A 23,087-nucleotide genomic window follows, 5' to 3' on the forward strand; every position below is an offset into this window, starting at 1 on the left:
ACACGAAGGGGTACGACGTGGCCAAGGGCCGAAAGAACGGTCTGTACGCGGGGATCTCCGCGGAACTGTCCGCGCTCATGCGCACCGGCTGGGCGGACACCGAACGGCACGATCTCACGCCCGACGAGCAGGCCCCCTACGCGGCCCGCCGCCGCGCCGCGCTCTCCGCGCGCTTCCCCGGCGAGCGCCTGGTGATCCCCTCGGGGAACCTCAAGGCCCGCTCCAACGACGACACCTACCCGTTCCGGCCGTACTCCGGCTATGTGCACCTCACCGGCGACCAGGCCCGGGACTGCGCCCTCGTCCTGGAGCCGCGCGCGGACGGCGGCCACGACGCCTACTGCTACCAGCTGCCCCGCGACAGCCGCGAGGACGACGAGTTCTGGAGCGGCTACCACGCCGAACTGTGGATGGGCCGGCGCCGCTCCCTCGCCGAGTCCGAGCGCGTCCTCGGCCTGCCCTGCCGCGACGTCCGCACCGCGGCCCAGGACCTCGCCGCCGCCACCGTGCCCACCCGCATCGTCCGCGGCGTCGACCCGGCCCTTGAGGCCGCCGTCAGCACCGACGAGGAGCGCGACGCCGACCTCGAGGAGGCGCTGAGCGAGCTGCGGCTCGTCAAGGACGCCTGGGAGATCGGCGAGCTGCGCAAGGCCGTCGACTCCACCGTGCGCGGCTTCGCCGACGCCGTCGCCGAACTCTCCCGCGCCGTCGACACCTCGGAGCGCTGGATCGAGGGCACCTTCTTCCGCCGTGCCCGCCTGGAGGGCAACTCCGTCGGCTACGGCTCCATCTGTGCCGCCGGCGAGCACGCCACGATCATGCACTGGACCGACAACGACGGCCCCGTGCGCCCCGGCGACCTGCTCCTCTTCGACGCCGGCGTCGAGACGAACAGCCTCTACACCGCCGACGTCACCCGCACCCTCCCCATCAGCGGCACCTTCACGCCCGTGCAGCGCGAGGTCTACGACGCGGTGTACGAGGCCCAGGAGGCCGGCATGGCCGCCGTGAAGCCCGGTGCCGCCTACCGCGACTTCCACGAGGCGGCCCAGCGCCACCTCGCGGCCCGCCTCGTCGAATGGGGCTTCATCGAGGGCCCCGCCGAGCGCGCCTACGAACTCGGCCTCCAGCGCCGCTTCACCATGGCCGGCACCGGCCACATGCTCGGCCTCGACGTCCACGACTGCGCGCAGGCCCGCAACGAGGAGTACGTGGACGGCGTGCTGGAGCCCGGCATGGTGCTCACCGTCGAGCCCGGCCTGTACTTCCAGCCGGACGACCTCACCGTCCCCGAGGAGTGGCGCGGCATCGGCGTCCGCATCGAGGACGACCTGCTCGTGACCGAGGACGGCCACGAGAACCTGTCCGCCGGTCTGCCCCGTTCCTCCGACGAGGTGGAGGCCTGGATGGCCCGCCACGCCGGCTGACGCACCCGACACTTCGCGGCGCCGGGCCCACGGGGGGCACGGCGCCGCGAACGGTCCGCGAATGGACCACCGCAGGGGCTGGAGCTAGTGTCGATACATAGGCCATAGGTGCGCCGACGCTCCCGCGGTCAGGCAGGTTCGCAAGCCTCGTAGCCCCGCGACGGAGGAATCGAGGGCGCCCGGAAGGAGCCTGACATGACCCGTACAGTGCGCGCGGCGATCGCCGTCGCGGGAACCGCGATCCTGTCCTTGAGCGTGGTGGCCACGAGCGGCGTCGCCCAGTCGGCGTCGGGCTCGGCGGAGCGCCAGGACATCAAGATCGGCCTGCTGCTGCCCGAGAGCAAGACCACCCGGTACGAGAAGTTCGACAAGCCCTACATCGAGCAGAAGATCCAGGAGCTGGCGCCCGGCGCGCAGGTCGACTACTACAACGCCGCCGAGAGCGCTACCACCCAGCAACAGCAGGTGAACACCGCGCTCGCCAAGGGTGACAAGGTGCTCATCCTGGACGCCGTGGACTCCAAGTCGATCCAGTCCTCCGTGGAGAAGGCCAACAAGGCGGGCGTGAAGGTCGTCGCCTACGACCGCCTCGCCCAGGGCCCGGTCGACTCCTACGTCTCGTACGACAACCACAAGGTCGGCGAGTTGCAGGGCAAGGCGCTGCTCGCCGCGCTCGGCGACAAGGCCAAGTCCGGCGTGATCGTGATGCACAACGGCTCGCCCACCGACCCGAACGCCGCCGACTTCAAGGCCGGCGCGCACTCCGTGCTCGACGGCAAGGTGAAGATCGGCAAGGAGTACGACACGCCCAACTGGGACCCGAACAACGCCAACCAGCAGATGTCCGGAGCCATCAGCGCGCTCGGCAAGGACAAGATCGTGGGGGTCTACTCCGCCAACGACGGTCTGGCCGCGGGAATCTCCACCGCCCTCAAGGCGGCCGGCATGAACGTGCCGCTGACCGGACAGGACGCCCAACTCGACGCCGTCCAGCGCATCCTGATCGGTGACCAGACGATCACGATCATGAAGCCGTACAAGCCCGAGGCCGACATCGCCGCGACGATGGCCGTCGACCTGGCCCAGGGCAAGGCGCTCCCGAAGAACCTCGTCCCCCTGACCGTCACCAACGGCAGCGGCGACAAGGTGCCGGCCAACCTGCTGACCCCGATCGTGGTCGACAAGACCAACATCAAGGACACCGTCGTCAAGGACGGCCTCTACACGGTCGACGAGATCTGCACGCCGACGTACGCGGCCGCGTGCAAGCAGGCCGGGCTCCAGTAACCGGCCCGTAAGGGCCCCGGTATGGGTCGGAGGCGGTTGCGGTGCCGGAAGCACCTGTGCTGACGCTTCGGGGGATCTCCAAACGGTTCGGCGCGGTCCAGGCCCTGTCGGACCTCGACCTGGAGGTGCACGCCGGTGAGGTCGTCGCCCTGGTCGGCGACAACGGCGCCGGCAAGTCGACCGCCGTCAAGGCGATCGCCGGGGTGAACCCACCCGACGACGGCGTCATCGAGTGGCAGGGGAGGCCGGTCTCCATCAACCGGCCCCACGACGCCCAGCACCTCGGCATCGCCACCGTCTACCAGGACCTCGCGCTGTGCGACAACCTCGACGTGGTCGGCAATCTCTTCCTCGGCCGCGAACTGCGCCGCTTCGGCGTGCTCGACGAGGTCCGCATGGAGCAGCGCTCCCGCGAGCTCCTGGAGACCCTGTCCATCCGTATCCCCAGCGTCCGCATCCCGGTCGCGTCCCTGTCCGGCGGCCAGCGCCAGACGGTGGCCATCGCCCGTTCCCTCATCGGCGACCCCAAGGTCGTCATCCTGGACGAGCCCACCGCCGCGCTGGGCGTCGAGCAGACCGCCGAGGTCCTCGACCTCGTCGAACGCCTCCGCGAGCACGGCCTGGGGACCATCCTCATCAGCCACAACATGGTGGACGTGATGGCCGTCGCGGACACCATCGCGGTGCTGCGGCTGGGACGCAACAACGGCGTCTTCGACAAACGCGCCACCAGCACCGAGGAGATCATCTCCGCCATCACCGGAGCCACCGAGAGCGCCGTGACCCGGCGGCAGGCCCGCATCCGCGAACAGCGGCAGGCCCGCGGGGAGGAGGAGCGATGAGCGGTGACCGGAAGACCGGTGGCCCCGAGGACCTCGGAGGCCCCTCCGGCCAGCAGGCCGCACCCGAGTCCGTACCCGCCGTCGACAGCCGGCTGATCGTCCGCGAGCAGGGCTTCCGCGGCTACCTCGGCGAGTTCCGGCGCAAGCTGCGCAGCGGCGAGCTGGGCTCCCTGCCCGTCGTCGTCGCCATCATCATCATCTGGACCGTCTTCGGCAGCCTCGACAGCACCTTCCTCTCCGCCCAGAACCTCTCCGACCTCAGCCAGCAGATCGTCGGCACCGGAATGATCGCCGTCGGCATCGTCTTCGTCCTGCTGCTCGGTGAGATCGACCTCTCCGTCGGCTCCGTCAGCGGCCTGTGCGCGGCCATCTTCGCCGTGCTCAACGTCCTGAACGGCATGAACGAATGGCTGGCGCTGCTGGTCGCCGTCGCCGGGGGAGCCGCGGTCGGCCTCATCCAGGGCTTCTTCTTCGCCAAGGTCGGCGTACCCGCCTTCGTGGTCACCCTGGCCGGCAACCTCTTCTGGAACGGCCTCATGCTCCAGGTGCTCGGCAGCACCGGAACCGTCAACATCCCCAGCGAGAGCATCGTCTCCAAGCTCTACTCGACGATCTTCCACAGCCCGGCCACGGCCTACGTCGCCGCCGCCGTGGGCGTCGGACTCTTCCTGCTCGCCTCCCTCCAGGACGCCCGGCGCCGGCAGGCGGCCCACGTGCCGTTCCGGCCGGTCGCCGAGATCGTGCTGCGCACGGTCGTCATCGGCGCCATCGCCTTCGCCGCGGCGTACATCCTCAACCAGTACCAGGGCCTGCCGCTCGCCCTGCTGATCTTCCTGATCCTGCTGGTCGTCCTCGACTTCGTGCTGCGCCGTACCCGCTACGGCCGCCAGATCTTCGCGGTCGGCGGCAACATCGAGGGCGCCCGACGGGCCGGCATCAGCGTCGCCTTCGTGCGGATGAGCGTCTTCACCATCGCCGGCACCATGGCCGCGGTGGGCGGCATCTTCCTGGCCGGCCAGATCCAGTCCGCCAGTCAGACCTCCGGCGGCGGCAACCTCCTGATGAACGTCATCGCCGCGGCCGTCATCGGCGGCACGAGCCTGTTCGGCGGCCGCGGCTCGGTCTGGTCCGCCCTGCTCGGCGCCCTCGTGATCGGCTCCATCCAGTCCGGCATGAACATCATGGGCGTCAGCAACGCCGTTCAGTTCATGATCACCGGCGCGGTGCTGCTCGCCGCGGTGGTCGTCGACTCCCTGTCCCGCCGCAGCCAGAAGGCCGCGGGGCGCGCCTGATCCCGCTCGCGGACGCGACCCGCGACCCTCGTGCCGGCTACGGCTGCTGGAACCGCACCTCCGGATGCGCGGGGCTCGGCCCCGTCAGCAGCGGCTGGGGGACCCCCTTCAGGTGCTCGTCGAAGAACGCGGCGAGGTAGGCGCGCGTCACGGCGAGTGCCCGGTCGGCCGGGATGGGCCCGGCGGGCAGTCCGAAGTGACGCTGGATCACCGGGGCGTCCGAGAACGTGAAGTGGTCCGAGCCCGCCACCGTCAGCCAGCGCTTCCAGCCGTCGAGCGCCCGCCACGTGCTGTCCCAGGTGGCGTCCACGCCGCCCGGGCGGTGGGTCTCGTCGTCCGTCCCCAGGAGCAGGAACGGGCGCCCGCCGAGGCCCCCGGCCGGCACGGTGTCCCAGAAGGAGCCGTCCATGTTCGCCCCGGCGTCGATCCGCCGGTCCGCGAGCATCGCCGTGGCGGCGCTCGCACCGCCGATCGAGTGCCCGGCCATGCCGATCCGGGTCCGGTCGATCGTCCGCGCGTACGCCCAGGCCGGGCGCGGACCGGTCAGCCGGTCGAGGACGAACCGGACGTCCGCCGCCCGCGCCGCCGTGACGTCACTGCCCTTCGCGCGCCCCTCCTCGAGCGCCTGGCAGGCCACGCACGTGAGGATCCGGCCGCCCGGCACGGCGGTGCCAGAGGTCTCGTAGGCGTGGTCCACGGACGCGACCACATAGCCGCGCGAGGCGAGTTCGACGGCGAGCGACGTGAGCGTGAACCGCGGCACGCCGAAGCCCGGGGACAGCAGCACCAGCGGACGGCGTCCGGGCGCCGGCCGCACGTCCAACGCGCTGTACGTGCCCATGGCGGCCAGCGCGCGCACCGAGGCCGGGTCGGTCACGCCGACCCCGCTCAGGACCAGCCGGGCCTCCTCCTCGGTCGCGTACGGAGCGGCCTGCCCACGGCCCTTGCGGGCGGCCGGATAGTGCAGGGTCACCATGAGCTCGCGTCCGTCGGCCTCGGGCACCCAGGGGTCGGGCCGGGAACGGTCGACGAGGTGGAGGACGGAGGTCCCCACGCCGAACCTCCCGGTCGGGGCGGGAAGCTCGAGCCGCCCGACGGAGGCGGGGGAGGAGACGGGGGCGGAGACGGACGGTGAGGGGGTCGCCGCCGTCGCGGGCAGGGCGGTGGCGGGTAACGCGACCGCGCAGGCGAGAAGGGCGGCCGCGGCCGCCCGAGTCGGTTTGATCATGTCCAGGACGCTACGGGGGCGGCCACGCGACCCGCGTCAGACCACGGTCGGAACCCGCGGCGCCGCCGTAGCCCCGCAGGCGGACGCCCTCCTCGCTCTCCGGTCGGCGCCGCCGAGCCTGCGGATGCGACCCGAGGCGGGGTCCGCGATCCTGAACGGGACAGGGGGGCCACTCTAGGAGGGCCGCGATGTCCGTGATGGACAAGCTCAAGCAGATGCTCAAGGGCCACGAGACCCAGGCGGGCCAGGGAGTCGACAAGGCGGGCGACTACGTCGACGACAAGACGCAGAGCAAGTACGCCCGCCAGGTCGACACCGCCCAGGACAAGCTCAAGCAGCAACTGGGCGACCCGGACCAGCCGCCCCAGGGCCCCCCGCAGACCTGACGCGCCGGCCAGGTCGTGGGCCGTCGCTCAGGCGGTCGGACGGTGAGCCGTGGGGGGGGGGCCCCCCCCCCCCCCCCGGGGGGGGGGCCCCCCCGGGGGGGGGGGGGGGGGCCCCCCCCCCCGCCCCCCCCCCCCCCCCGCCCACACCGGATTCAGCCCGTGGCGGTCCGAGGCCCGGCGCCCGCCCGTGTGCTCTCCTCCAGAGCGTCGACGATCGCCTGTGTGAACGCGTCGAGATCGGCCGGCCGCCGGGAGGTGATCAGGGGATGGCCCCCGGACGTGTCGACGACGACCTGCCGGTCCTGCCAGTTCGCCCCCGCGTTCTCCAGATCCGTACGCAGCGACGGGTACGAGGTGAGCTCACGGCCCCGGACCACTCCGCTCTCCAGGAGGAGCCAGGGGCCGTGGCAGACCGCGGCGACCGGCTTGCCGGCTTCGGCGAAGGCGGCGATCAGGCGCTGGGCCTTGCCGTCGGTGCGCAGTCGGTCGGCGTTCACCGTGCCGCCGGGCACGACGACGGCGTCGTACTCCTCGGGCGCGGCCTCGTCGAGCGTCGTGTCCGGTTCGACGACGAGCCCGGGCCGGCGGTCGGAGACCACCGTGAGGACGGGCTCGTCGCGCCGTGCGGCGACCGTCACGCGGGCGCCCGCCGCGCGCAACTGTGCCATCGGTTTCTTCAGCTCGTCCTGCTCGATGCCGTAGTTGGACGTCAAGAAGAGGACGTTCGTCCCGTCGAGCGTCACGATCGCTCGTCCTTTCGGTCGCCGTGGGTGGTGGCGGAGGCCTCAGTGGCCAAGCTCCCGCTTCAGTTCCGCCTTGTTCATCTGGGACCGGCCGTGCAGATTGCGCCGCTGGGCCTCCGCGTAGAGCTGGTCGTAGGTGGGTCCTTCGGAGCCGCTGTGCGAGCGCTTGCCGCCGCGGCGGGAGGAGGACATGTCCTGGGTGGAGCTCTTGCTGGCGGTCTTGGACTCGCCGGACCGGGCCCGTTCCTTGTTCACCGTGCGGGCCGCGATCTCCTTCGCGCGCTTCTCGCTCTCGCCCCGGTCCTGGGCGCTCTCCTTGATGTGCTCGTACTGCCGTTCGCGCTTGGCGTTCGATCCACGCGGCATCTGTCCTCTCCTTCCAAGGGTGAGATGTCCTGCCAACCGCCGCCTGCCCCCGCCGCCCAGGTTCATGCGGCAACCTGTGTCAAACCTACCCAAACCGGGAATCAACCCCTCAGGACGCTCGACCGACGGACCCCCGCCGCGCCTCCCGGCGCGGCGTAGGCCCACCACCCCCGTCGAAGGAGCCACATGTCCTCCCGCACCGCCCGTTCCACCGCCTCCTCCTCCCCGGGGGCCACGATCCGCCGCGAGGCCCTCCACGGCCTGCCCGAGATCGACCGGCCGACCCAGGTCTCCACGGACGACGCCCAGACGCTGTCCGCCGCGCTCCTGTCCCGGCTGCGGGAACTGGAGCCCGGCACACCGGAGCACGCCTACGTCCGCAACACCCTCGTGGAGCTCAACCTGAGCCTCGTACGGTTCGCCTCGCGCCGCTTCAGGAACCGGCCCGAGCAGCGCGAGGACATCATCCAGGTCGGCACGATCGGCCTCATCAAGGCGATCGACCGCTTCGACCCGGACCGGGGCATCGAGTTCTCGGCCTTCGCGCTGCCGACCGTCGTCGGCGAGATGAAGCGGTTCTTCCGCGACACCAGCTGGGCCGTACGGGTCCCCCGGCGGCTCCAGGAGCTCCGCATCGACCTGGCCAAGGCGGGCGACACCCTGGAACAGCGGCTCGGCCACCGGCCGACCCGCGCCGAGGTGGCCGAGCACCTGAACCTGCCGGAGGACCGGGTCGCCGAGGGCGAACTGGCCGCCCGCGGCTACACCGCCCGCTCGCTGGACGTCTCCGTCACCGACGAGGGCGACGGCCCGAGGATCGGTCCGCGCCGGCTCGCCGCGCCGGAACCCTCGTACGAGCTCATCGAGGACCTCACCTCCCTGAAGCCGCTGATCGCCCGACTCGACGAACGCGACCGGCGCATCCTGACCCTGCGCTTCGGCGAGGACCTCACCCAGGCCGAGATCGGCGAGCGCCTCGGCCTCTCCCAGATGCACATCTCCCGCCTGCTCACGCGCATACTCGACGAGCTCCGCACCGGCCTGCTGGCGGAAGCGGACGCGGACGGCCCGCCCACGGAAACACCCCAGGACACCTGACCGGCCCACCGAAACGCGGCCGCCCCCAAGGTGGCCCGTACACAGGACCGCGGCCTTCGGCCGCGGTCCGCCACGTTGCCCTTCTTCCCCGCCCCGCTCCGTCAGGCCGCCGCACCGGGGGTCAGCGGGTCCGGGCCCGTCCCGGGCGTGGGCGACAGGGGGGCGGGCATCACGGGCCGGTGCGTCATGGGGTCGCGCGGCATGGGCTCGGGCGTCATCGGCTCGTGCGGCGGGGCCGTCTGGTGCTCGATCCGCAGGTCGTGCTGCTCCACCGCCAGCTCCCGGCCCTCCCCGTCGGTGAACCGGCCCGTCACCTCGTAGACGCCGCAGTGCGCCCGCCCCACCGGCATCCGCTCCTGGGGCAGCCGCACCTCGTACGGGCCGCCCGGGCGGAACCCGCCGAGGACCGTCCGGGTGCTCGCGAGCACGACGCCGTCCCACATGCGGGTGTCCTCGAAGGCAAGGCCGTCGATCTCCCGCTCGAGCCGGAAGGTGAGACCGACACTGACCACGGCGCCCTCGGGGAGCACCAACGGCTCTCTCTTCCCGGTGCCGTGCCCCCCGCCGTGGTCCAGGGGCACTGCGACCCGCCCCAGCTCCTCCGTGTGCAGGGACACGTCCAGCAGTTCGAAATCCTTCGCGCCATGGTCGTTCACGAGGGGTCACCGCCTTTCGACGGGGGCGGTGCGCCGGGGCCGGACCGGCCGCGCAGGACGCGGGCCGCGAGCGCCGACACTCCCACCGCCGCACCCGCGGCAGCCCCCACGGCGGCCGGGTGGCGGGCGAGAGCGGTATACGGCGAGTGTACGGCGGCCTCGTCGTCGAAGGACCCGTGAGCGCCGTGATCCTCTCCGCCGGGTCCGTCGAGCGGCTCCCAGAGATTGTGCGGGGCGGCCGGAGCGGCCGGCTCGTCCGTCTGCTGGGCGTCGTACGCGGTCCGGGCCAGGTACCGGTCCAGGAGGCCGGGCGCGAGCCGACGCATGAGCACCGCCGCCGTGGTGGAGAGGCCCACCCGGTACTCCTTGCGCCGTGGCCGCCGGGCCGCGTGCAGCACGGCGCGGGCCGCGATCTCCGGCTGGAAGACCGGCGCCATCGGGCGCGGCCGACGAGGCAGCCGGGACAGCACCCAGGAGAACTGCGGGGTGTTGACGGCCGGCAGCTGGACCAGGGTGATCGCCACGTGGCTGTGCTGATGGAGCAGTTCGAGCCGGACCGAGCCCGTGAAGCCGTTGATCGCGTGCTTCGCCCCGCAGTAGGCCGCCTGCAACGGCACGGACGCCTCTCCGAGCGCCGAACCGACCTGGACCACCGCGCCGGAGTCGCGGGGAAGCATGCGCCGCAGGGCAGCCCGGGTGCCGTTCACGAAGCCGAGATAGGTCACGTCCGTGACCCGCTCGTACTCGTCCGCCTCGACCTCGGCGAAGGGCGCGAACACGGAGGTGAAGGCCGCGTTCACCCAGACGTCGACCGGCCCGAGAGCGCGCTCGACGCGGTCGGCGGCCTCCTCCACCTGGGACGTCACGGCCATGTCCACGGGGACGACCAGGGCCTCGCCGCCGGCGGCCACGACCTCCTCGGCCGCGGCCTCCAGGCCGACCCGGCCCCGGGCCAGCAGGGCCACCCGTGCCCCGCACGCTCCGAACGCGCGGGCGGTGGCCCGGCCGACCCCGGCGCTCGCCCCCGTGACGACCACCGTGCGCCCCGCGAACGCCCCCGGCCGGTCGCGCTCCTCGCGGACCGGGAAGAGACCTTCCAGGTACGACAGGAGATCGGCCGGCCGGATCATGACCACGCCCCTCCGGACATCACGTGCGCGGCTGGTTTCGCGTGGCTCACCATCGGTACCAGCGGGAACCGGAGCCACTGCGGAACAGGAAGCCGAGCAGCCAGACGACGAGCAGGGCGATGGCGATCCACCAGAGCAGGTGGAGGGCGAAGCCTCCGCCGAACAGCAGCAGAATCACCAGTAGAACGAGCAGAATCGCGAGCATGACGGCCTCCTTGGATCTGGCCGGTCGTGGTGGTGGTGCGGGACTACATGTGGCCCGGGGGCGTCGGCCCGGGGGCCATGGGGTCAGGGGACGGGGTGTCCGCGGACACCGAAGGCGTCGAGGGCGCGGGCGGGGTCTCGGGCGGGGCGTCGCCAGGGCGGAGCCTGCCGCGCCAGCCACCGGTGGCCCGGTCGCGGTCCTCCATGAACTGCTTGAACCGGTACAGGTCCCCCTGGACGCGGCTGTCGACCATGCCCATCGCCGCCCCGGCCTTGTCGGCGAGCGACTCGGGCTCGACGTCCATGGCCAGGCTCACCCGGGTGTGGGCGTCGTCGACGCGCCGGAAGGTGACCACGCCCTTCTGCCGGACGTCGCCGCTCACCGTGCGCCAGGAGATCCGCTCGTCGGGGAGCTGGTCGACGATCTCGGTGTCGAACTCGCGGGTCACACCGGCGACCTTCGTCCGCCAGTGACAGACCCGGTCGTCGACCTGCCTGACCTCCTCGACCCCGTCCATGAAGCGGGGGAACTCCTCGAACTGCGTCCACTGGTCGTAGACCTGCCGCAGTGGGGCGTCCACCTCGATCGTCTCGTGCACCATCGCGGTTCACCTCCCTCGGTCGGCACGGTTCCCGTCGGCAGCGCGGCTACCCCCGAGCGCGTTCCGTAATCGTCCCGACGGGGTGTCCGCCGAGGTCGGACGGCGCCGCCGCCCCGTGGACGGCCTGGTGGGCCGTCACGGTCACCCTCCGCTGCCGGACGCCGCGTCTCCCGCGCCGGTCACACCTCCTGCTCGGGCCAGCCCAGGAGGCGGGCGCCGACGACGGCGGTCTGCAGGGCGAAACGCTGGGCGGGGTCGCCCGGATCGGCACCGGTGAGCCCGGCGATCCGGTCGAGGCGGTACGTCACGGCCCGGACGCTCAGCGTCAGCCGCCGGGCGGCCTCCGCCGCCACGCAGTTGGCGTCGAAGTAGGCGGTGAGGGTGTCGAGGAGCGGGCGCGCCCCGCCCCGGGCCTGCCGGAGCGGGCCGAGGACGCTGAGCACCAGATCGGCCATCGCCTGCCGGTCCCGGGTCAGGACGGGATAGACGAGCAGGTCCGAGGCGTGCAGCACGGGATCGGTCAGATCCAGGCGGGCGGCGAGATCGAGGGCGTTGAGGGCCTCCTCGTACGAGGGGACCACACCGCCCGCGCCCGGATGGGAGCGCCCGACGGCGACCTGCCCGCCCCCGCCCTCGGCCCGCGCCTGCCGCGCGAAGTGCGCCAGCACCTCGGGCTGGTCCGCCGGCGCCACGCAGATCAGCCGCCCGTCCTTGGCGGTGAGCAGGATGCGCCGGGCGCCGAAGCGGGCGGCCAGCGAGGCGTCGACCGCCCGGGAGACGGGGGAGCCGTCCGTGTAAGGCTCCGGGCCCTGCGCGACGGCGACGGCGTACGCCCCGGACAGCAGCAGACCGAACCGCGCGGCCCGCTCCGCGAGCCGGCCCAGATCGCTGCGCCCGTGGAGCAGGTCGTCGATGAACTCCCGCCGTGCCGCCTCCTCCTGACGCACCGCCAGTCGCTGGGCGCGCTCGTGGCCCTCGGCGAAGGCGTCCACCGCCTGCTCCACGGCCGCGAGCAGGTGCTCGTGCGCGGCGCGGGGCAGCGCGCGGTGCGTCTCCCGAGCGGCCGACAGGTGCGCGCGGACCAGGGGCCGCAGTCCGATCCCGGCCTCGGCGGCCCGTTCCCCGCGTGCCCGCAGCTCCTCCAGTTCGGGCCGGGTCAGTCGCCTCCCGGTCGCGCACACGTCCGCCAGGACCTCGGCGTACCCCGCCAGGTAGGTGTCCGGAGGCATGTCGGCACACCCTCCGGCGATCGCTCTCTCCCCCACGCGTCCCTCTGCCCTCTCCTGCGTCCCCACGCGTCGCCGGCGGGATCCGGACGCGCGGAGATCAAGATTGGCATGACCGCTGCGAAAGGGCGCTCCCGGGCCCGGCTCCCGGGCTCACCGGGTGTGGGAGTGCGATCACGAGGGGCGTCTGCCAGCCTTGTTCGTACGCGCCCGTCGAGGCGTCGCCGGGGCCGTCGGCGGACCGTCGAGGGCCCCCTCACCAGCCCGCCCGCGACCTGTCGGGAGATCCTCCCGACACGCCCCGTGGAAGGATGCATGCAGCACGTTTCTCCCGATACTTGGTGAGCCGCCTGTCCCGAGCGGCCCCGCCCCGCGGCGGGGCCCGTCACGCGGCCGGAAGGAGATCGTCATGCTCATCAGTCACGCCTTCGAGGACGGCGTTCTGCACGTGTCGCTCCTGCGCGACCTCGACGTCACCAGCCGGGCCGCGGCGTTCCTGGAGACCGAGGCCCTGCTGCACACCCACCGGCCACGCCTGGTGCGGGTGCAGCTCCCCACCGCCGACCCGTCGCCCGCCTCGCTCAGCGCGCTGTCCCGGGCCCGGCGGCTCTGCGAGACGCTCGGCATCCCGCTCACCGTCGTCGGCCCCGCGAAGGCGCCACACCGGCCGCCCCACCCCACGGCGGCGTAGGGCGGCAGCCCGGGGAAGCGCAGGGCGGCAGGCCGCGGAGGCGTTAGGACGGCGGGCCACGGAGGCGTAGGACAGGCGGAGCCGACCGCCGCGGTGCGTGCCGGTCCGACCGGACCCTGACCGGGAGTTCGACCCGGTCAGGGTCCGGTCGGAGACCGGTCCGGGTCTCCTCAGGAGAGGAACTCGCCGTCGCGGGCCACCACGAGCCCGCCGTGCACCACCATGTCCCGCCGCGCATGTCCACCACGACGTGGGGCAGGCACCCGCCCCGCACGAGGACGAAGTCGGCCGGCGCGCCGGGCGCCGGCCCCGTCGGGGCGGCTCAGACCTCGCCGAAGAGCGTGCGCAGCGCCACCGCCCTGCTGTCGCGCACGTGCAGCAGCGTGCTCGCGGCCGCCGCCTCCGCGTCGCCGGCCGCGATGTGCCGGTGCATCTCGGCGTGCTGGGCCCGCATGTGCGCGGGCTCGGCACGCAGTCCGAAGAGCAGGCGCAGCTGCCAGCTCAGCTGCTCCATCGTGCGCGCGAGCAGCGGATTGCCCGCCATCGCGACGACACCCTCGTGGAACGCCGTGTGCGCGGCCACCTCACGCGTCCCCTCGTCCTCCGCCGCCGCCGACTCCGCCTGCCGCAGGCTCGCCTCCAGCCGGGCGAGTCCCGCCGCGTCCCCGGCCGCCCGCGCCGCCAGGCGCGACGCCTGGACCGTGAGGGGCTCCCACACCTCGTACAGATGCTCCACGTCGGCGCGCTCCAGGCGCCGGACCCGGACGCCGCTGTGCGGAAGCAGCTCGAGCAGCCCCTCCGCCACGAGTGCCCGCAGCGCCTCGCGCACCGGGACGCGGGACATGTGCAGCTCCTCGGCGACCTCCCGCTCGACCAGCCGCGCGCCCTGCGCGTACCGCCGGTCGACGATCCGCTGCAGGACGGCCTCGCGGGCCTGCGCGCTGAGTGAGAGGGCACCACCGCCCGTACGCGCGCCGCCGCCCGCCCCCGTGCCGTCGTCCCCGCCCCCGCCCGTCGCCGCCGTGCCCCCGCCGTCGACGTCCGTCGCCTGGTTCGACCTCTTCACGTCCACTTCCGTCCCTCGCCGCGCGTGCCCGCCGAGAATACGTCGGGACCACCGCCGCCACCGCTCGCCGGGCAGGACGGGGTCCGAGTCCGCCGACGCCCTCCGCTCACCAGCCGAAGCGGCGGTCCACGATGGCGGCGAACTCCTCGAAGCTCAGGACGCGGTCGCCGTTCTGGTCGGCCTCGTCGAACAGGGCCGACGAGTCGTCGGCGTCGCCCACGCCCCAGACCGGGATGACGCCCTGAGCGGCGAGGGTCGGACCCTTGGAGCGGAGGGCGGCGATGACCTCGGCGCGCGTCAGGGTGCCGTCCTGGTCGAGGTCGAGCGCGTCGAAGAGGGTCCGGGCCTTGTCGCTCATCGTCTGTCCTGTCCGCTGTGTGCTCCGGGCGCCGGACCGTCCGGCGCGGGGTCGTCCGGAAGGACGCCGGGACGGCCCGCGGAGTTGCCTCCGGCGGCCCCCGGACCCGATCGGGCCCGGTGGCCGCCGGCCGTACGGCGACGCCCTCACGCCGTCATGCGCCGAGGGCGGTCGGGGCGGACACCGTCATCGCGGTGGGCACCGCGTCACGGCGCACCGGCCTACCGGCGCGCACCGGCGTCACGGCGCACACGGATGTCACGGCGCGTTCCGCACCGTGCCCGTGAACTCGGGGCCCTGGACCCGCTCCCAGTTCCCGTCGTAGCTGAACGGCGCCGCCCGCAGCGACTCCACCGGCTCGGCGACGTCGTCCTTGACGGTGGGCACCCGCACCTCCGTGCTCGTCGCGCCCGCCGGCACCGAGAAGAACGCGTACGCGTCGTCGATGACCGGCTGGGAGAGCGGCCGGGGCGGATCCGGCACGACGGAGAAGTTGTCCTCGACCCAGCGTCGGTCGACGTCCGCGGTCGACAGCTCCGTGCCACCGGTGACCGGCAGGAACACCACTCCGCCCATGATGTCGGCGTCGGCCGCGGTGGACAGGTCCACCCGCCAGGTCAGGGCCTCGCCCTCGGCCACGTCGTCCGCCACGGGCGTCAGGGTCACCTTGGGCATCGGGTCGTCGTTCCGCGCGGTCACCCCGCCGCGGTGCGCGCCGACCACGGCGCCGCGCACCGCCTTGACGAAGGCGTCGTGCGTCTCGTCGTACCCGTACCGGGCGTTGCCCTTCACCTCGACCGGCACGTCGATGTCCTGGCGGCCCGGCCGGACCGTGACCAGGCGCGAGGTGACCTCGTCGGTGCCGGGCCGGGGCACGAACAGACGCACCTGTCCGCTGCCCTTGCCGGAGACGCGCACCGGAACGCGGTAGGTGCGGACCCCGGAATCGCCCTCGTCGACCGTCAGCCGGCCGACGTCCACGCGCGCCAGCGCGGCCGGACGCACCACCGGTGTGCCGGGACGCCAGCCCCAGGCGTCGACGAGCCACGCGCGGCCGCCCGCGGTGCGGGGCGTCAGTTCGAGCGCGCCGATCCGCTTGAGGTCCAGCCCCGCCCGGGCGGCGGCGGCCAGCGGCACGCGGATCTCGCGCGCCCAGTACGAGGCGGTGCGCTCGGTCCCCGGCAGACCGTCGACGCGGACCCGGCCGAGCCCCGCGCGGCGGCCCGACGCGTCGGTCACGGCGACGTCGAGGACGGTGCCGGCGCTGTTGGGCGGCACGACGAGACGCATGGCCAGGGACTCGGCGCCCGCCAGGGACACCGGCCGTACGGACCGGACCGCGGCCGGGGTGCCGGCGCGGGTCCAGTGCAGCGCGACGGCGTCACGGCCCGGCTCGGCGGAGGCCTCCCAGTACGCGAAGTGCGGCGAGCGGCCCGGCTCGTCGGGCGGCAGGCACGCCTTGGCCGGGTCGGGGTCGATCTGCGCGCACAGCCGGCCCGCGCCGGACACGGTGAGCGAGGAGCCGGGCAGGAAGGCGGGGGCGCGGTGGGCGCCGACGGCGTGCGTGACGACCCGGGCCGGGTCGGCCGAGGGGGCGCGGCGGCCGGTGCCGTCGAGCAGCGGACGGATCCGGTCGTCACCGTCGACGAACAGCCGGGCGGCCGCCGCGATGTAGGTGGCGCCGGCGGTCTGCTGCTGCGCGGCGGTCAGGCGGGTCGGCGTACCGGGGGAGCAGACGGGGTCGGTGCCGTCCTCGGACGAGAAGTCGTCCATGGCGGGCGCCTTCGCCTGGCCCGGGGTCCACTCGCTGTTGAAGTAGTTGTGGTTGGCCCCGACCATGTACACCGAGCTGTGCAGCGCGGCGCCCTGGCTGACGCCACGGGTGCCGTCGGCGTAGATCTGGCCCTGGAGGTCGGACACGTCGCCGTCGCAACCCGGCAGGATCGTCGCGGACGGCACGTCGGGCGCCGGGTTCTGGCCGAAGAGGGTGGGGCCGATGAGGACGTTGCCGCGGATCTTCCAGCGCACGGGCCCGCGGTAGCCGTCCTGATCGGCGGGCGGGGCGTCAAGGCTGTCGACCGCGGCGCGGTTGACGCCCTCACCGCCGCGCGAGTGCCCGACGAGCAGGACGCGCGAGAGGTCCGCGGCCGCGATCCCGCGCACGGCGGCCGGGGCCTTCGCGGGCTTCGCGGCCCAGTCCGCCCAGCGCGCCAGGTGCAGCCGGACCAGGGACGAGCGGGCCTGGGCGCCGCCGTCCTCGGCCTGGAAGTCCTGGCCGTTGATGCCGTTGGCGGATATGGACAGCGTCACGTAGCCCTGGGAGGCCAGGAGCCGCTGGGCCCGCAGATAGCCCTGGTGGCTCGGTATCGGCTTCATGCCGGCCGGGCAGGGCCACGCGCCGTTCACGTCCTCGGTGCCGGGCGTGTAGCAGGTGCCGTGCCGGCCGTGCAGGAAGAGGGCCACCGGCCGCTTCCCCGGCGCGTCCGCCGGACCCACCACGGCGGCGCGCATCTCGACGGGCTCCGGGAACCCGGGCAGCCGCACCGACTGGAGGGCGTACTCGCCGCTCACCGTCCGGTAGGGGCCGGGCTTCCCGGGATCCACCGGGTTCGCCGGCAACGGGGCCTCGGCCCGGAGGGCCGGCGGAGCCTGCGGGCTCACGCGTGCCGAGCGGGCGGGGCCCGTCCCGTCCAGGTCGCGGCCGCCGGCCGTCACGCGGAACCGCGTGCCCTCCGGGAACCGCTCCTCGCCGAGCGGCAGGCGGAAGGACCGCCCGTCCGGTTGCGGCACGGGATGTCCCAACAGTCTTCCGTCCGCCCGGAACTCGACCCGGGCGTCCCCCATGGGGACCCGCTCGTCCGCCGTCCACTCCAGCTGCCGGCCGGCCCCGGTTCCGGTGATCCGCCAGCCGGGGGGCATCCCGGGATTCCCCTCCCGGGCCCCCGAGGGAGTCGCCGAAGGCGATCCCGCCGACGGCTCGGCGTACGCCGGTCCGGGCGCCGCCGACGCCAACGCGAGTAAGGCCACGGCGGTGGTCACGCCGCGTGTGACACGTATCAAAACGTCTTCCTCACGATCCGAATCCGTCGGAGCACCACCGGGAGACCCGGCATCGGACCCCCCTGGTCCCTGGCGCCCCTCTCGTCCCCGGAGGACGGTGGGGGAGACGCGGAGGTTGCGTGACGCCACGGATATGACCGGTCCCTGATGTGACGTCAGTCCGAGGTGGGGAGGGAGGAGGAAAGCGGTGAGGAGGAAGGTGACGGTGGGCGGTCGAGGACCCGGCGACGCTAGGCGTCCCAGTCCCACGTGTCGAAGTAGGCCGCCGTGCCCGTGCGGCGGGCGTCCATCACGGCCGTCAGCCGGTCGAAGTCCCGTACCGGCATGAGGTCCCGCCACCCCTCCACCGGCAGGACGCGCACCTCGTCGTGCTCCTCCGGGCAGAGCGTGATCCCGGCGATCTGGCGGTCGGTCAGCCGCCCGCCGTCGAACACGTACCCCGCCGAGGCGTGCGGCCACCCGGCCCCCGGCAGCCCGAACACCGCCGCCAGCATCCGTGGCGGCCCGGACACCACGAGCCCCGTCTCCTCAGCCGTCTCCCGGACGGCCGTCTCCCACGGCCGCTCCCCGGCCTCCGCCGTGCCGCCCGCCCACTGCCAGGGGTGCTCCGGGCTGTAGACGGAACGCAACTGCACGGGCCTGTCCCGCTCGTCGGTGAAGAAGACACAGCCGAACACGGTCGCCTTCGGCAGCGACGCCGCGTACTCCTCGGTCGGCAGCCAGGTCTCGCTCACGCAGGTCGTCCCTCCCGGACGGCCGGGAACGGCCGTGCCGAGGTCGTCCGTGCGGTGCTGCGCCGAAGCGGAGCCGGAAGCGGACACGGCACTCACCTCTCCTCGGTCGAACTCATGTGACGTCTCGATGTCACCGGGCCCAACGACCGGGTGGCACCTTTCGGCCGCACCTGTTTCGGACGATCACGTGGCGCGACACCGCCGGTCACGGGGCCGGTCGGCGGGTGTCCGCACGGACGTTATGGTCGGGGCGAAGGTCCGCCGGGGGCCGGCGGGCCGTCGCGCCCGCCGCCCGGCGGGTCACCGTCACGTCCGTCGAAGGGAAGGCAGAAGATGACGCCGGCCGAGCACGCCACCGGATCCGCAGGCCCGTCGCTCGCGCGGTTCGGCCTGGGGACGGCCGCCGTCGGGCGGCCCGGCTACATCACCCTCGGACGTGACCTCGACCTGCCGGCCGACCGCAGCGTCCGGGCCCTGCGCGAGCGCACGCACGCCCTGCTCGACGCCGCCTACGCCGCGGGCGTCCGGTATTTCGACACGGCGCGCTCGTACGGCCGCGCGGAGGAGTTCCTCGCCGGCTGGCTCGACGCCCGGCCCGAGGCGGCCGGACAGGTGACCGTCGGAAGCAAGTGGGGCTACACCTACACGGCCGACTGGCACGTCTCCGGCGTGACCGCGCACGAGGTCAAGGAGCACACGCCCGCCGTGTTCGACCGTCAGGTCCAGGAGACCCGGGCGCTGTTCGGCCGCAGCCCGGACGTGTACCTGGTCCACTCGGTCACCCCGGACAGCCCGGCCCTCTCCGACCCCGCGCTGCACGCCCGGCTGGCGGTCCTGGCCGCCGAGGGCGTCCGGGTCGGCCTGTCCACCAGCGGCCCGGCGCAGGGCGACACCGTACGCGCCGCCCTGGACGTGACGGTGGCGGGGAAGCCGCTGTTCACGGCCGTGCAGTCCACCTGGAACCCGCTCGAACCCTCGGCGGCCCCGGCGCTCGCCGAGGCCCACGACGCCGGCTTGTGGGTGGTGGTGAAGGAGGCCATGGCCAACGGCCGGCTCGCCGACCGCAACGCCACCGGCCCCGACACCGCCGCGCTGCGCGCCGTCGCCGCCCGTACCGGCGCCTCCTGCGACGCCGTCGCCCTGGCCGCGGCGGCCGCTCAGCCATGGGCGGACATGGTGCTCTCGGGCGCCGCGACGCGGCAGCAGCTGGCCTCCAACCTCACGGCGGCCGGCCTCACACTCGACCCCGTCGACCTGGCCGCCCTCGCCGGCCTGGCCGAGCCCGCCGACGCCTACTGGCGCGCGCGAGCCTCCCTCGCCTGGTCCTGACAGGCGGGCCGCCGGGGCGTGAGGGCCGGCGTCGACCGCCGTTCGCCGACGCCTCCCGGCGCGAGGTCGTCGGCCGTGCCGGACCCGTCGACCGCCGTTCGCCTACGTCTCCCCGCGCGGGCCACCGGCCGTGCCGGACGCGTCAACGGCCGTTCGCCGAGGTCTCCCCGCGCGGGCCGTCGGCCGTGCCGGACGGCGTCGACCGCCGTGCGCCGGGGTCTCCCCGCGCGGCCCGGGGGCCGCGCCGGACGCGTCAACCGCCGTTCCCCGACGCCTCCATGGATCGCAAGGCCTCCTGGGCCCGCTTCTCCAGCTCCGCCTCCGGGACGTCCTCGACGTGCGTGGCGAGGTTCCACCGGTGACCGAAGGGGTCCTCCAGCTGCCCGGTCCGGTCGCCGTAGAACTCGTTCCTGACCGCCCGCAGCTCCTTGGCTCCCCGGGCGAGCGCCTCGGCGAAGACCGCGTCGACGTCCTCGACGTACACGTGCAGCGTGACGGGGGTGCCGCCCACCGCCTTCGGCGAGCGGAACTCCATCTCCGGGAACTCGTCGGCGAGCATGAGGACCGCGTCGCCCAGCTCCAGTTCGGCGTGGCCGATCCGGCCGCCGGGGGCGGGCATCCGCAGGCGCTCGGCAGCGCCGAACACGGAGACGTAGAAGTCGATCGCGTCCGCGGCGCCGTCGACGCAGAGGTACGGCGTGACGCGCGGATATCCCTCGGGAATGGGCTGGACGGCCATGGGGCTCCCGTCTTTCCGGACACCGGCGGTCGTGGCCGACCGCCGTCTGCGCCACTGATATCCCGCCCGCCCGGGGGCCGCCCCGGCGCCGCGCGCGGGGTGAGCCGCGTCTCATACGGGCGGGTGCGCCTTGCTATGCAACTCGTTGCATAGCAGGATCGACGGCATGGCGCTCGAACACGCGATCCTCGTCTCGCTGCTGGAGAAGCCGGGATCCGGTTACGAGCTGGCCCGGCGGTTCGAGCGGTCCATCGGCTACTTCTGGACCGCCACCCACCAGCAGATCTACCGCGTGCTCAAGCGCATGGAGAACGACGGCTGGGTGGAGGCCCGGGAAGTGCCCCAGCAGGGGCGGCCCGACAAGAAGGAGTACTCCGTCGCCGACCTCGGGCGGGCGGCGCTCTCCTCCTGGCTGAACGAGCCCATCGAGCCCGAGAGCGTCCGGCACGACCTCGCGGTCAAGATCCGCGGCGCCGCCTTCGACGACCCCGCCGCCCTCGTCCGCGAGGTCGAGCGGCACCGCCAGGCGCACGCGGAACGCCTCGCCCACTACCTGTCCGGCGAGATCCGTGACTTCACCGGGCCCCAGGCCCGGATGCCGGCGGCCCCGGGCGGCGCCCTCGACGCCGAGCGCGAGCTCCAGCACGTCGTGCTGCGCGGCGGCATCGCGTACGAACGCATGATGATCGCCTGGCTCGACGACGTCCTCGCCACCCTCGGCCGCTTCGACGCCGGGCGCTGACCCGGCGGCCGGCCCCACCGCGCCCCTCCAGCACCACCGCACCTCCAGCCGACCACCTCCCAGCCGAAAGGCGGCAACCATGGCCGACGCGCTGCTCTTCAACCCGCGGACCTACGACCCCGCGCACTTCGACCCGGAGACCCGCCGACTGCTGCGGGCCACCGTCGACTGGTTCGAGGAGCGCGGCAAGCGGCAGCTGATCGAGGACTACCGCACCCGCGCCTGGCTCGGCGACTTCCTCGCCTTCGCCGCCAAGGAAGGCCTCTTCGCGACCTTCCTCACCCCGGGCTCCGCCGCCGACGGGGAGGAGCGGGGCGACAAGCGCTGGGACACCGCCCGCATCGCCGCCCTCAACGAGATCCTCGGCTTCTACGGCCTCGACTACTGGTACGCCTGGCAGGTCACCATCCTCGGCCTCGGCCCGGTGTGGCAGAGCGGCAACGCCGCCGCCCGCGCCCGCGCCGCCGAACTCCTCGCCCAGGGCGAGGTGTTCGCGTTCGGCCTGTCCGAGAAGACCCACGGCGCCGACATCTACTCCACCGACATGCTCCTGGAGCCGGACGGCGACGGCGGCTTCCGCGCCACCGGCTCCAAGTACTACATCGGCAACGGCAACGCGGCCGGCCTCGTCTCCGTCTTCGGCCGCCGCACCGACGTCGAGGGCCCCGAGGGCTACGTCTTCTTCGCCGCCGACAGCCGCCACCCGAACTACCACCTCGTCAAGAACGTCGTCGACTCCTCGAAGTTCGTCAGCGAGTTCCGCCTCGAGGACTACCCCGTCGCGGCCGGGGACGTCCTGCACACCGGCCGCGCCGCCTTCGACGCCGCCCTCAACACCGTCAACGTCGGCAAGTTCAACCTCTGCACCGCCTCCATCGGCATCTGCGAGCACGCGATGTACGAGGCCGTCACCCACGCCCACAACCGGATCCTCTACGGCCGTCCGGTCACCGCGTTCCCGCACGTGCGGCGCGAGCTGACCGACGCGTACGTCCGGCTCGTCGGCATGAAGCTGTTCAGCGACCGCGCCGTCGACTACTTCCGCTCCGCCGGCCCGGACGACCGCCGCTACCTGCTCTTCAACCCCATGACGAAGATGAAGGTGACCACCGAGGGCGAGAAGGTCATCGACCTCATGTGGGACGTGATCGCCGCCAAGGGCTTCGAGAAGGACAACTACTTCGCGCAGGCCGCCGTGGAGATCCGCGGACTGCCGAAGCTGGAGGGCACGGTCCACGTCAACCTCGCCCTGATCCTGAAGTTCATGCGCAACCACCTGCTCGACCCGGTCGCCTACGAGCCCGTCCCGACCCGCCTCGACGCGGCCGACGACACCTTCCTCTTCCAGCAGGGACCGGCCCGCGGCCTGGGCTCGGTGCGCTTCCACGACTGGCGGCCGGCCTTCGACGCGTACGCGCACCTGCCCAACGTCGCCCGCTTCCGCGAGCAGGCCGACGCCCTCTGCGCGTTCGTCACCACCGCCGCCCCCGACGAGGAGCAGAGCCGGGACCTCGACCTGCTCCTCGCCGTCGGCCAGCTCTTCGCGCTCGTCGTGCACGGCCAGCTCGTCCTGGAGCAGGCCGGCCTGACCGGTCTCGACGAGGACGTCCTCGACGAGCTGTTCGCCGTCCTCGTCCGCGACTTCTCGGCGCACGCCGTCGAACTCCACGGCAAGGACTCCGCGACCGCGCCGCAGCAGGAGTGGGCGCTCGGCGCCGTCCGCCGCCCGGTCGTCGACGAGGCCCGCACCGGGCGCGTCTGGCAGCGCGTCGAGGGCCTGTCCGGTGCGTACGAGATGCCGGCCTAGGCACTCGGCCGTGCATGAGGCGAGGCGCCCCGGCCCGGGCGCCCGACCCCGGGCCGGGCCCCACCCCCCCGTAG

23 protein-coding genes are annotated in these 23,087 nt (G+C 73.5%); 10 read left to right on the forward strand and 13 right to left on the reverse strand.

Annotated elements, in window-relative coordinates; all coding sequences use genetic code 11:
• Positions 1-17: 17 nt before the first annotated feature.
• The 4 genes from ACIGXE_RS06600 to ACIGXE_RS06615 all read left to right on the forward strand — a co-directional run bounded on the left by ACIGXE_RS06600 (position 18) and on the right by ACIGXE_RS06615 (position 4,848).
• Positions 18-1,427 carry an aminopeptidase P family protein gene (locus tag ACIGXE_RS06600; protein WP_399744157.1) on the forward strand — a complete coding sequence of 470 codons (1,410 nt, stop codon included), beginning with the start codon at positions 18-20 and terminating at the stop codon, positions 1,425-1,427.
• 195 nt (positions 1,428-1,622) lie between these two features.
• Positions 1,623-2,714: a sugar ABC transporter substrate-binding protein gene (locus ACIGXE_RS06605; protein ID WP_399744159.1), complete on the forward strand. Its 1,092-nt coding sequence runs from the start codon at positions 1,623-1,625 to the stop codon at positions 2,712-2,714.
• 41 nt (positions 2,715-2,755) lie between these two features.
• The gene (locus ACIGXE_RS06610; protein ID WP_399744161.1) at positions 2,756-3,556 is read left to right on the forward strand and encodes an ATP-binding cassette domain-containing protein; all 801 of its coding nucleotides are present in this window, start codon (positions 2,756-2,758) and stop codon (positions 3,554-3,556) included.
• Positions 3,553-4,848 carry a sugar ABC transporter permease gene (locus ACIGXE_RS06615; RefSeq protein WP_399744163.1) on the forward strand — a complete coding sequence of 432 codons (1,296 nt, stop codon included), beginning with the start codon at positions 3,553-3,555 and terminating at the stop codon, positions 4,846-4,848. The genes ACIGXE_RS06610 and ACIGXE_RS06615 overlap by 4 nt, the downstream gene beginning before the upstream one ends.
• 37 nt (positions 4,849-4,885) lie before the next feature.
• Here the strand turns inward: ACIGXE_RS06615 and ACIGXE_RS06620 are convergent, their stop codons facing one another.
• Entirely contained in the window at positions 4,886-6,076 is a 1,191-nt protein-coding gene (locus ACIGXE_RS06620; RefSeq protein WP_399744165.1) for an alpha/beta hydrolase family protein, read from the reverse strand.
• A 188-nt stretch (positions 6,077-6,264) separates the two neighbouring features.
• Here ACIGXE_RS06620 and ACIGXE_RS06625 point away from each other — a divergent pair, with 188 nt between their 5' ends.
• The gene (locus ACIGXE_RS06625; protein WP_399744167.1) at positions 6,265-6,462 is read left to right on the forward strand and encodes an antitoxin; all 198 of its coding nucleotides are present in this window, start codon (positions 6,265-6,267) and stop codon (positions 6,460-6,462) included.
• Between the two features lie 152 nt (positions 6,463-6,614).
• On the opposite strand, the gene ACIGXE_RS06630 is transcribed toward ACIGXE_RS06625, so the two are convergent.
• Entirely contained in the window at positions 6,615-7,205 is a 591-nt protein-coding gene (locus ACIGXE_RS06630) for a type 1 glutamine amidotransferase domain-containing protein (protein WP_399744168.1), read from the reverse strand.
• Between the two features lie 42 nt (positions 7,206-7,247).
• Positions 7,248-7,571: a plasmid stabilization protein gene (locus ACIGXE_RS06635; RefSeq protein ID WP_399744170.1), complete on the reverse strand. Its 324-nt coding sequence runs from the start codon at positions 7,569-7,571 to the stop codon at positions 7,248-7,250.
• A 186-nt stretch (positions 7,572-7,757) separates the two neighbouring features.
• On the opposite strand from ACIGXE_RS06635, the gene ACIGXE_RS06640 reads away from it, so the two are divergent.
• Positions 7,758-8,669 (forward strand): SigB/SigF/SigG family RNA polymerase sigma factor, encoded by a 912-nt coding sequence (locus ACIGXE_RS06640; RefSeq protein ID WP_399744171.1) that lies wholly within the window; start codon positions 7,758-7,760, stop codon positions 8,667-8,669.
• Between the two features lie 101 nt (positions 8,670-8,770).
• Here the strand turns inward: ACIGXE_RS06640 and ACIGXE_RS06645 are convergent, their stop codons facing one another.
• The 5 genes from ACIGXE_RS06645 to ACIGXE_RS06665 all read right to left on the reverse strand — a co-directional run bounded on the left by ACIGXE_RS06645 (position 8,771) and on the right by ACIGXE_RS06665 (position 12,490).
• Positions 8,771-9,325 carry a hypothetical protein gene (locus ACIGXE_RS06645; RefSeq protein WP_399744173.1) on the reverse strand — a complete coding sequence of 185 codons (555 nt, stop codon included), beginning with the start codon at positions 9,323-9,325 and terminating at the stop codon, positions 8,771-8,773.
• Entirely contained in the window at positions 9,322-10,455 is a 1,134-nt protein-coding gene (locus ACIGXE_RS06650; protein ID WP_399744175.1) for an SDR family oxidoreductase, read from the reverse strand. The genes ACIGXE_RS06645 and ACIGXE_RS06650 overlap by 4 nt, the downstream gene beginning before the upstream one ends.
• Positions 10,456-10,501: 46 nt before the next feature.
• Positions 10,502-10,660: a hydrophobic protein gene (locus tag ACIGXE_RS06655; protein WP_399744177.1), complete on the reverse strand. Its 159-nt coding sequence runs from the start codon at positions 10,658-10,660 to the stop codon at positions 10,502-10,504.
• 43 nt (positions 10,661-10,703) lie between these two features.
• On the reverse strand, positions 10,704-11,261 hold the full coding sequence (locus ACIGXE_RS06660) for an SRPBCC family protein (RefSeq protein WP_399744178.1): 558 nt from the start codon (positions 11,259-11,261) through the stop codon (positions 10,704-10,706).
• Positions 11,262-11,440: 179 nt separating this feature from the next.
• Complete coding sequence (locus ACIGXE_RS06665) at positions 11,441-12,490, reverse strand: PucR family transcriptional regulator (protein ID WP_399744180.1); 1,050 nt, start codon at positions 12,488-12,490, stop codon at positions 11,441-11,443.
• A 406-nt stretch (positions 12,491-12,896) separates the two neighbouring features.
• Here ACIGXE_RS06665 and ACIGXE_RS06670 point away from each other — a divergent pair, with 406 nt between their 5' ends.
• On the forward strand, positions 12,897-13,178 hold the full coding sequence (locus tag ACIGXE_RS06670; protein WP_399744182.1) for a hypothetical protein: 282 nt from the start codon (positions 12,897-12,899) through the stop codon (positions 13,176-13,178).
• 322 nt (positions 13,179-13,500) lie between these two features.
• On the opposite strand, the gene ACIGXE_RS06675 is transcribed toward ACIGXE_RS06670, so the two are convergent.
• From ACIGXE_RS06675 to ACIGXE_RS06690, 4 genes are all read right to left on the reverse strand, one after another.
• Positions 13,501-14,244 carry a GntR family transcriptional regulator gene (locus ACIGXE_RS06675; protein WP_399744184.1) on the reverse strand — a complete coding sequence of 248 codons (744 nt, stop codon included), beginning with the start codon at positions 14,242-14,244 and terminating at the stop codon, positions 13,501-13,503.
• A 106-nt stretch (positions 14,245-14,350) separates the two neighbouring features.
• Positions 14,351-14,602, reverse strand: a complete 252-nt coding sequence (locus ACIGXE_RS06680) for an EF-hand domain-containing protein (protein ID WP_399744186.1) — start codon at positions 14,600-14,602, stop codon at positions 14,351-14,353.
• 258 nt (positions 14,603-14,860) lie between these two features.
• Positions 14,861-17,662 (reverse strand): hypothetical protein, encoded by a 2,802-nt coding sequence (locus ACIGXE_RS06685; protein ID WP_399744188.1) that lies wholly within the window; start codon positions 17,660-17,662, stop codon positions 14,861-14,863.
• A 230-nt stretch (positions 17,663-17,892) separates the two neighbouring features.
• Entirely contained in the window at positions 17,893-18,483 is a 591-nt protein-coding gene (locus ACIGXE_RS06690; RefSeq protein ID WP_399744190.1) for an NUDIX domain-containing protein, read from the reverse strand.
• A 246-nt stretch (positions 18,484-18,729) separates the two neighbouring features.
• Between ACIGXE_RS06690 and ACIGXE_RS06695 the strand changes: the two genes are divergently transcribed.
• Positions 18,730-19,725 (forward strand): aldo/keto reductase, encoded by a 996-nt coding sequence (locus ACIGXE_RS06695; RefSeq protein ID WP_399744192.1) that lies wholly within the window; start codon positions 18,730-18,732, stop codon positions 19,723-19,725.
• A gap of 253 nt (positions 19,726-19,978) precedes the next feature.
• Here the strand turns inward: ACIGXE_RS06695 and ACIGXE_RS06700 are convergent, their stop codons facing one another.
• The gene (locus ACIGXE_RS06700) at positions 19,979-20,464 is read right to left on the reverse strand and encodes a VOC family protein (RefSeq protein WP_399744194.1); all 486 of its coding nucleotides are present in this window, start codon (positions 20,462-20,464) and stop codon (positions 19,979-19,981) included.
• A gap of 166 nt (positions 20,465-20,630) precedes the next feature.
• Between ACIGXE_RS06700 and ACIGXE_RS06705 the strand changes: the two genes are divergently transcribed.
• Entirely contained in the window at positions 20,631-21,206 is a 576-nt protein-coding gene (locus tag ACIGXE_RS06705) for a PadR family transcriptional regulator (protein ID WP_399744196.1), read from the forward strand.
• Between the two features lie 79 nt (positions 21,207-21,285).
• Entirely contained in the window at positions 21,286-23,013 is a 1,728-nt protein-coding gene (locus ACIGXE_RS06710; RefSeq protein ID WP_399744198.1) for an acyl-CoA dehydrogenase family protein, read from the forward strand.
• Positions 23,014-23,087 lie beyond the last annotated feature (74 nt).

This window comes from Streptomyces sp. NPDC053431 (assembly GCF_044544925.1).
GTDB lineage: Bacteria > Actinomycetota > Actinomycetes > Streptomycetales > Streptomycetaceae > Streptomyces.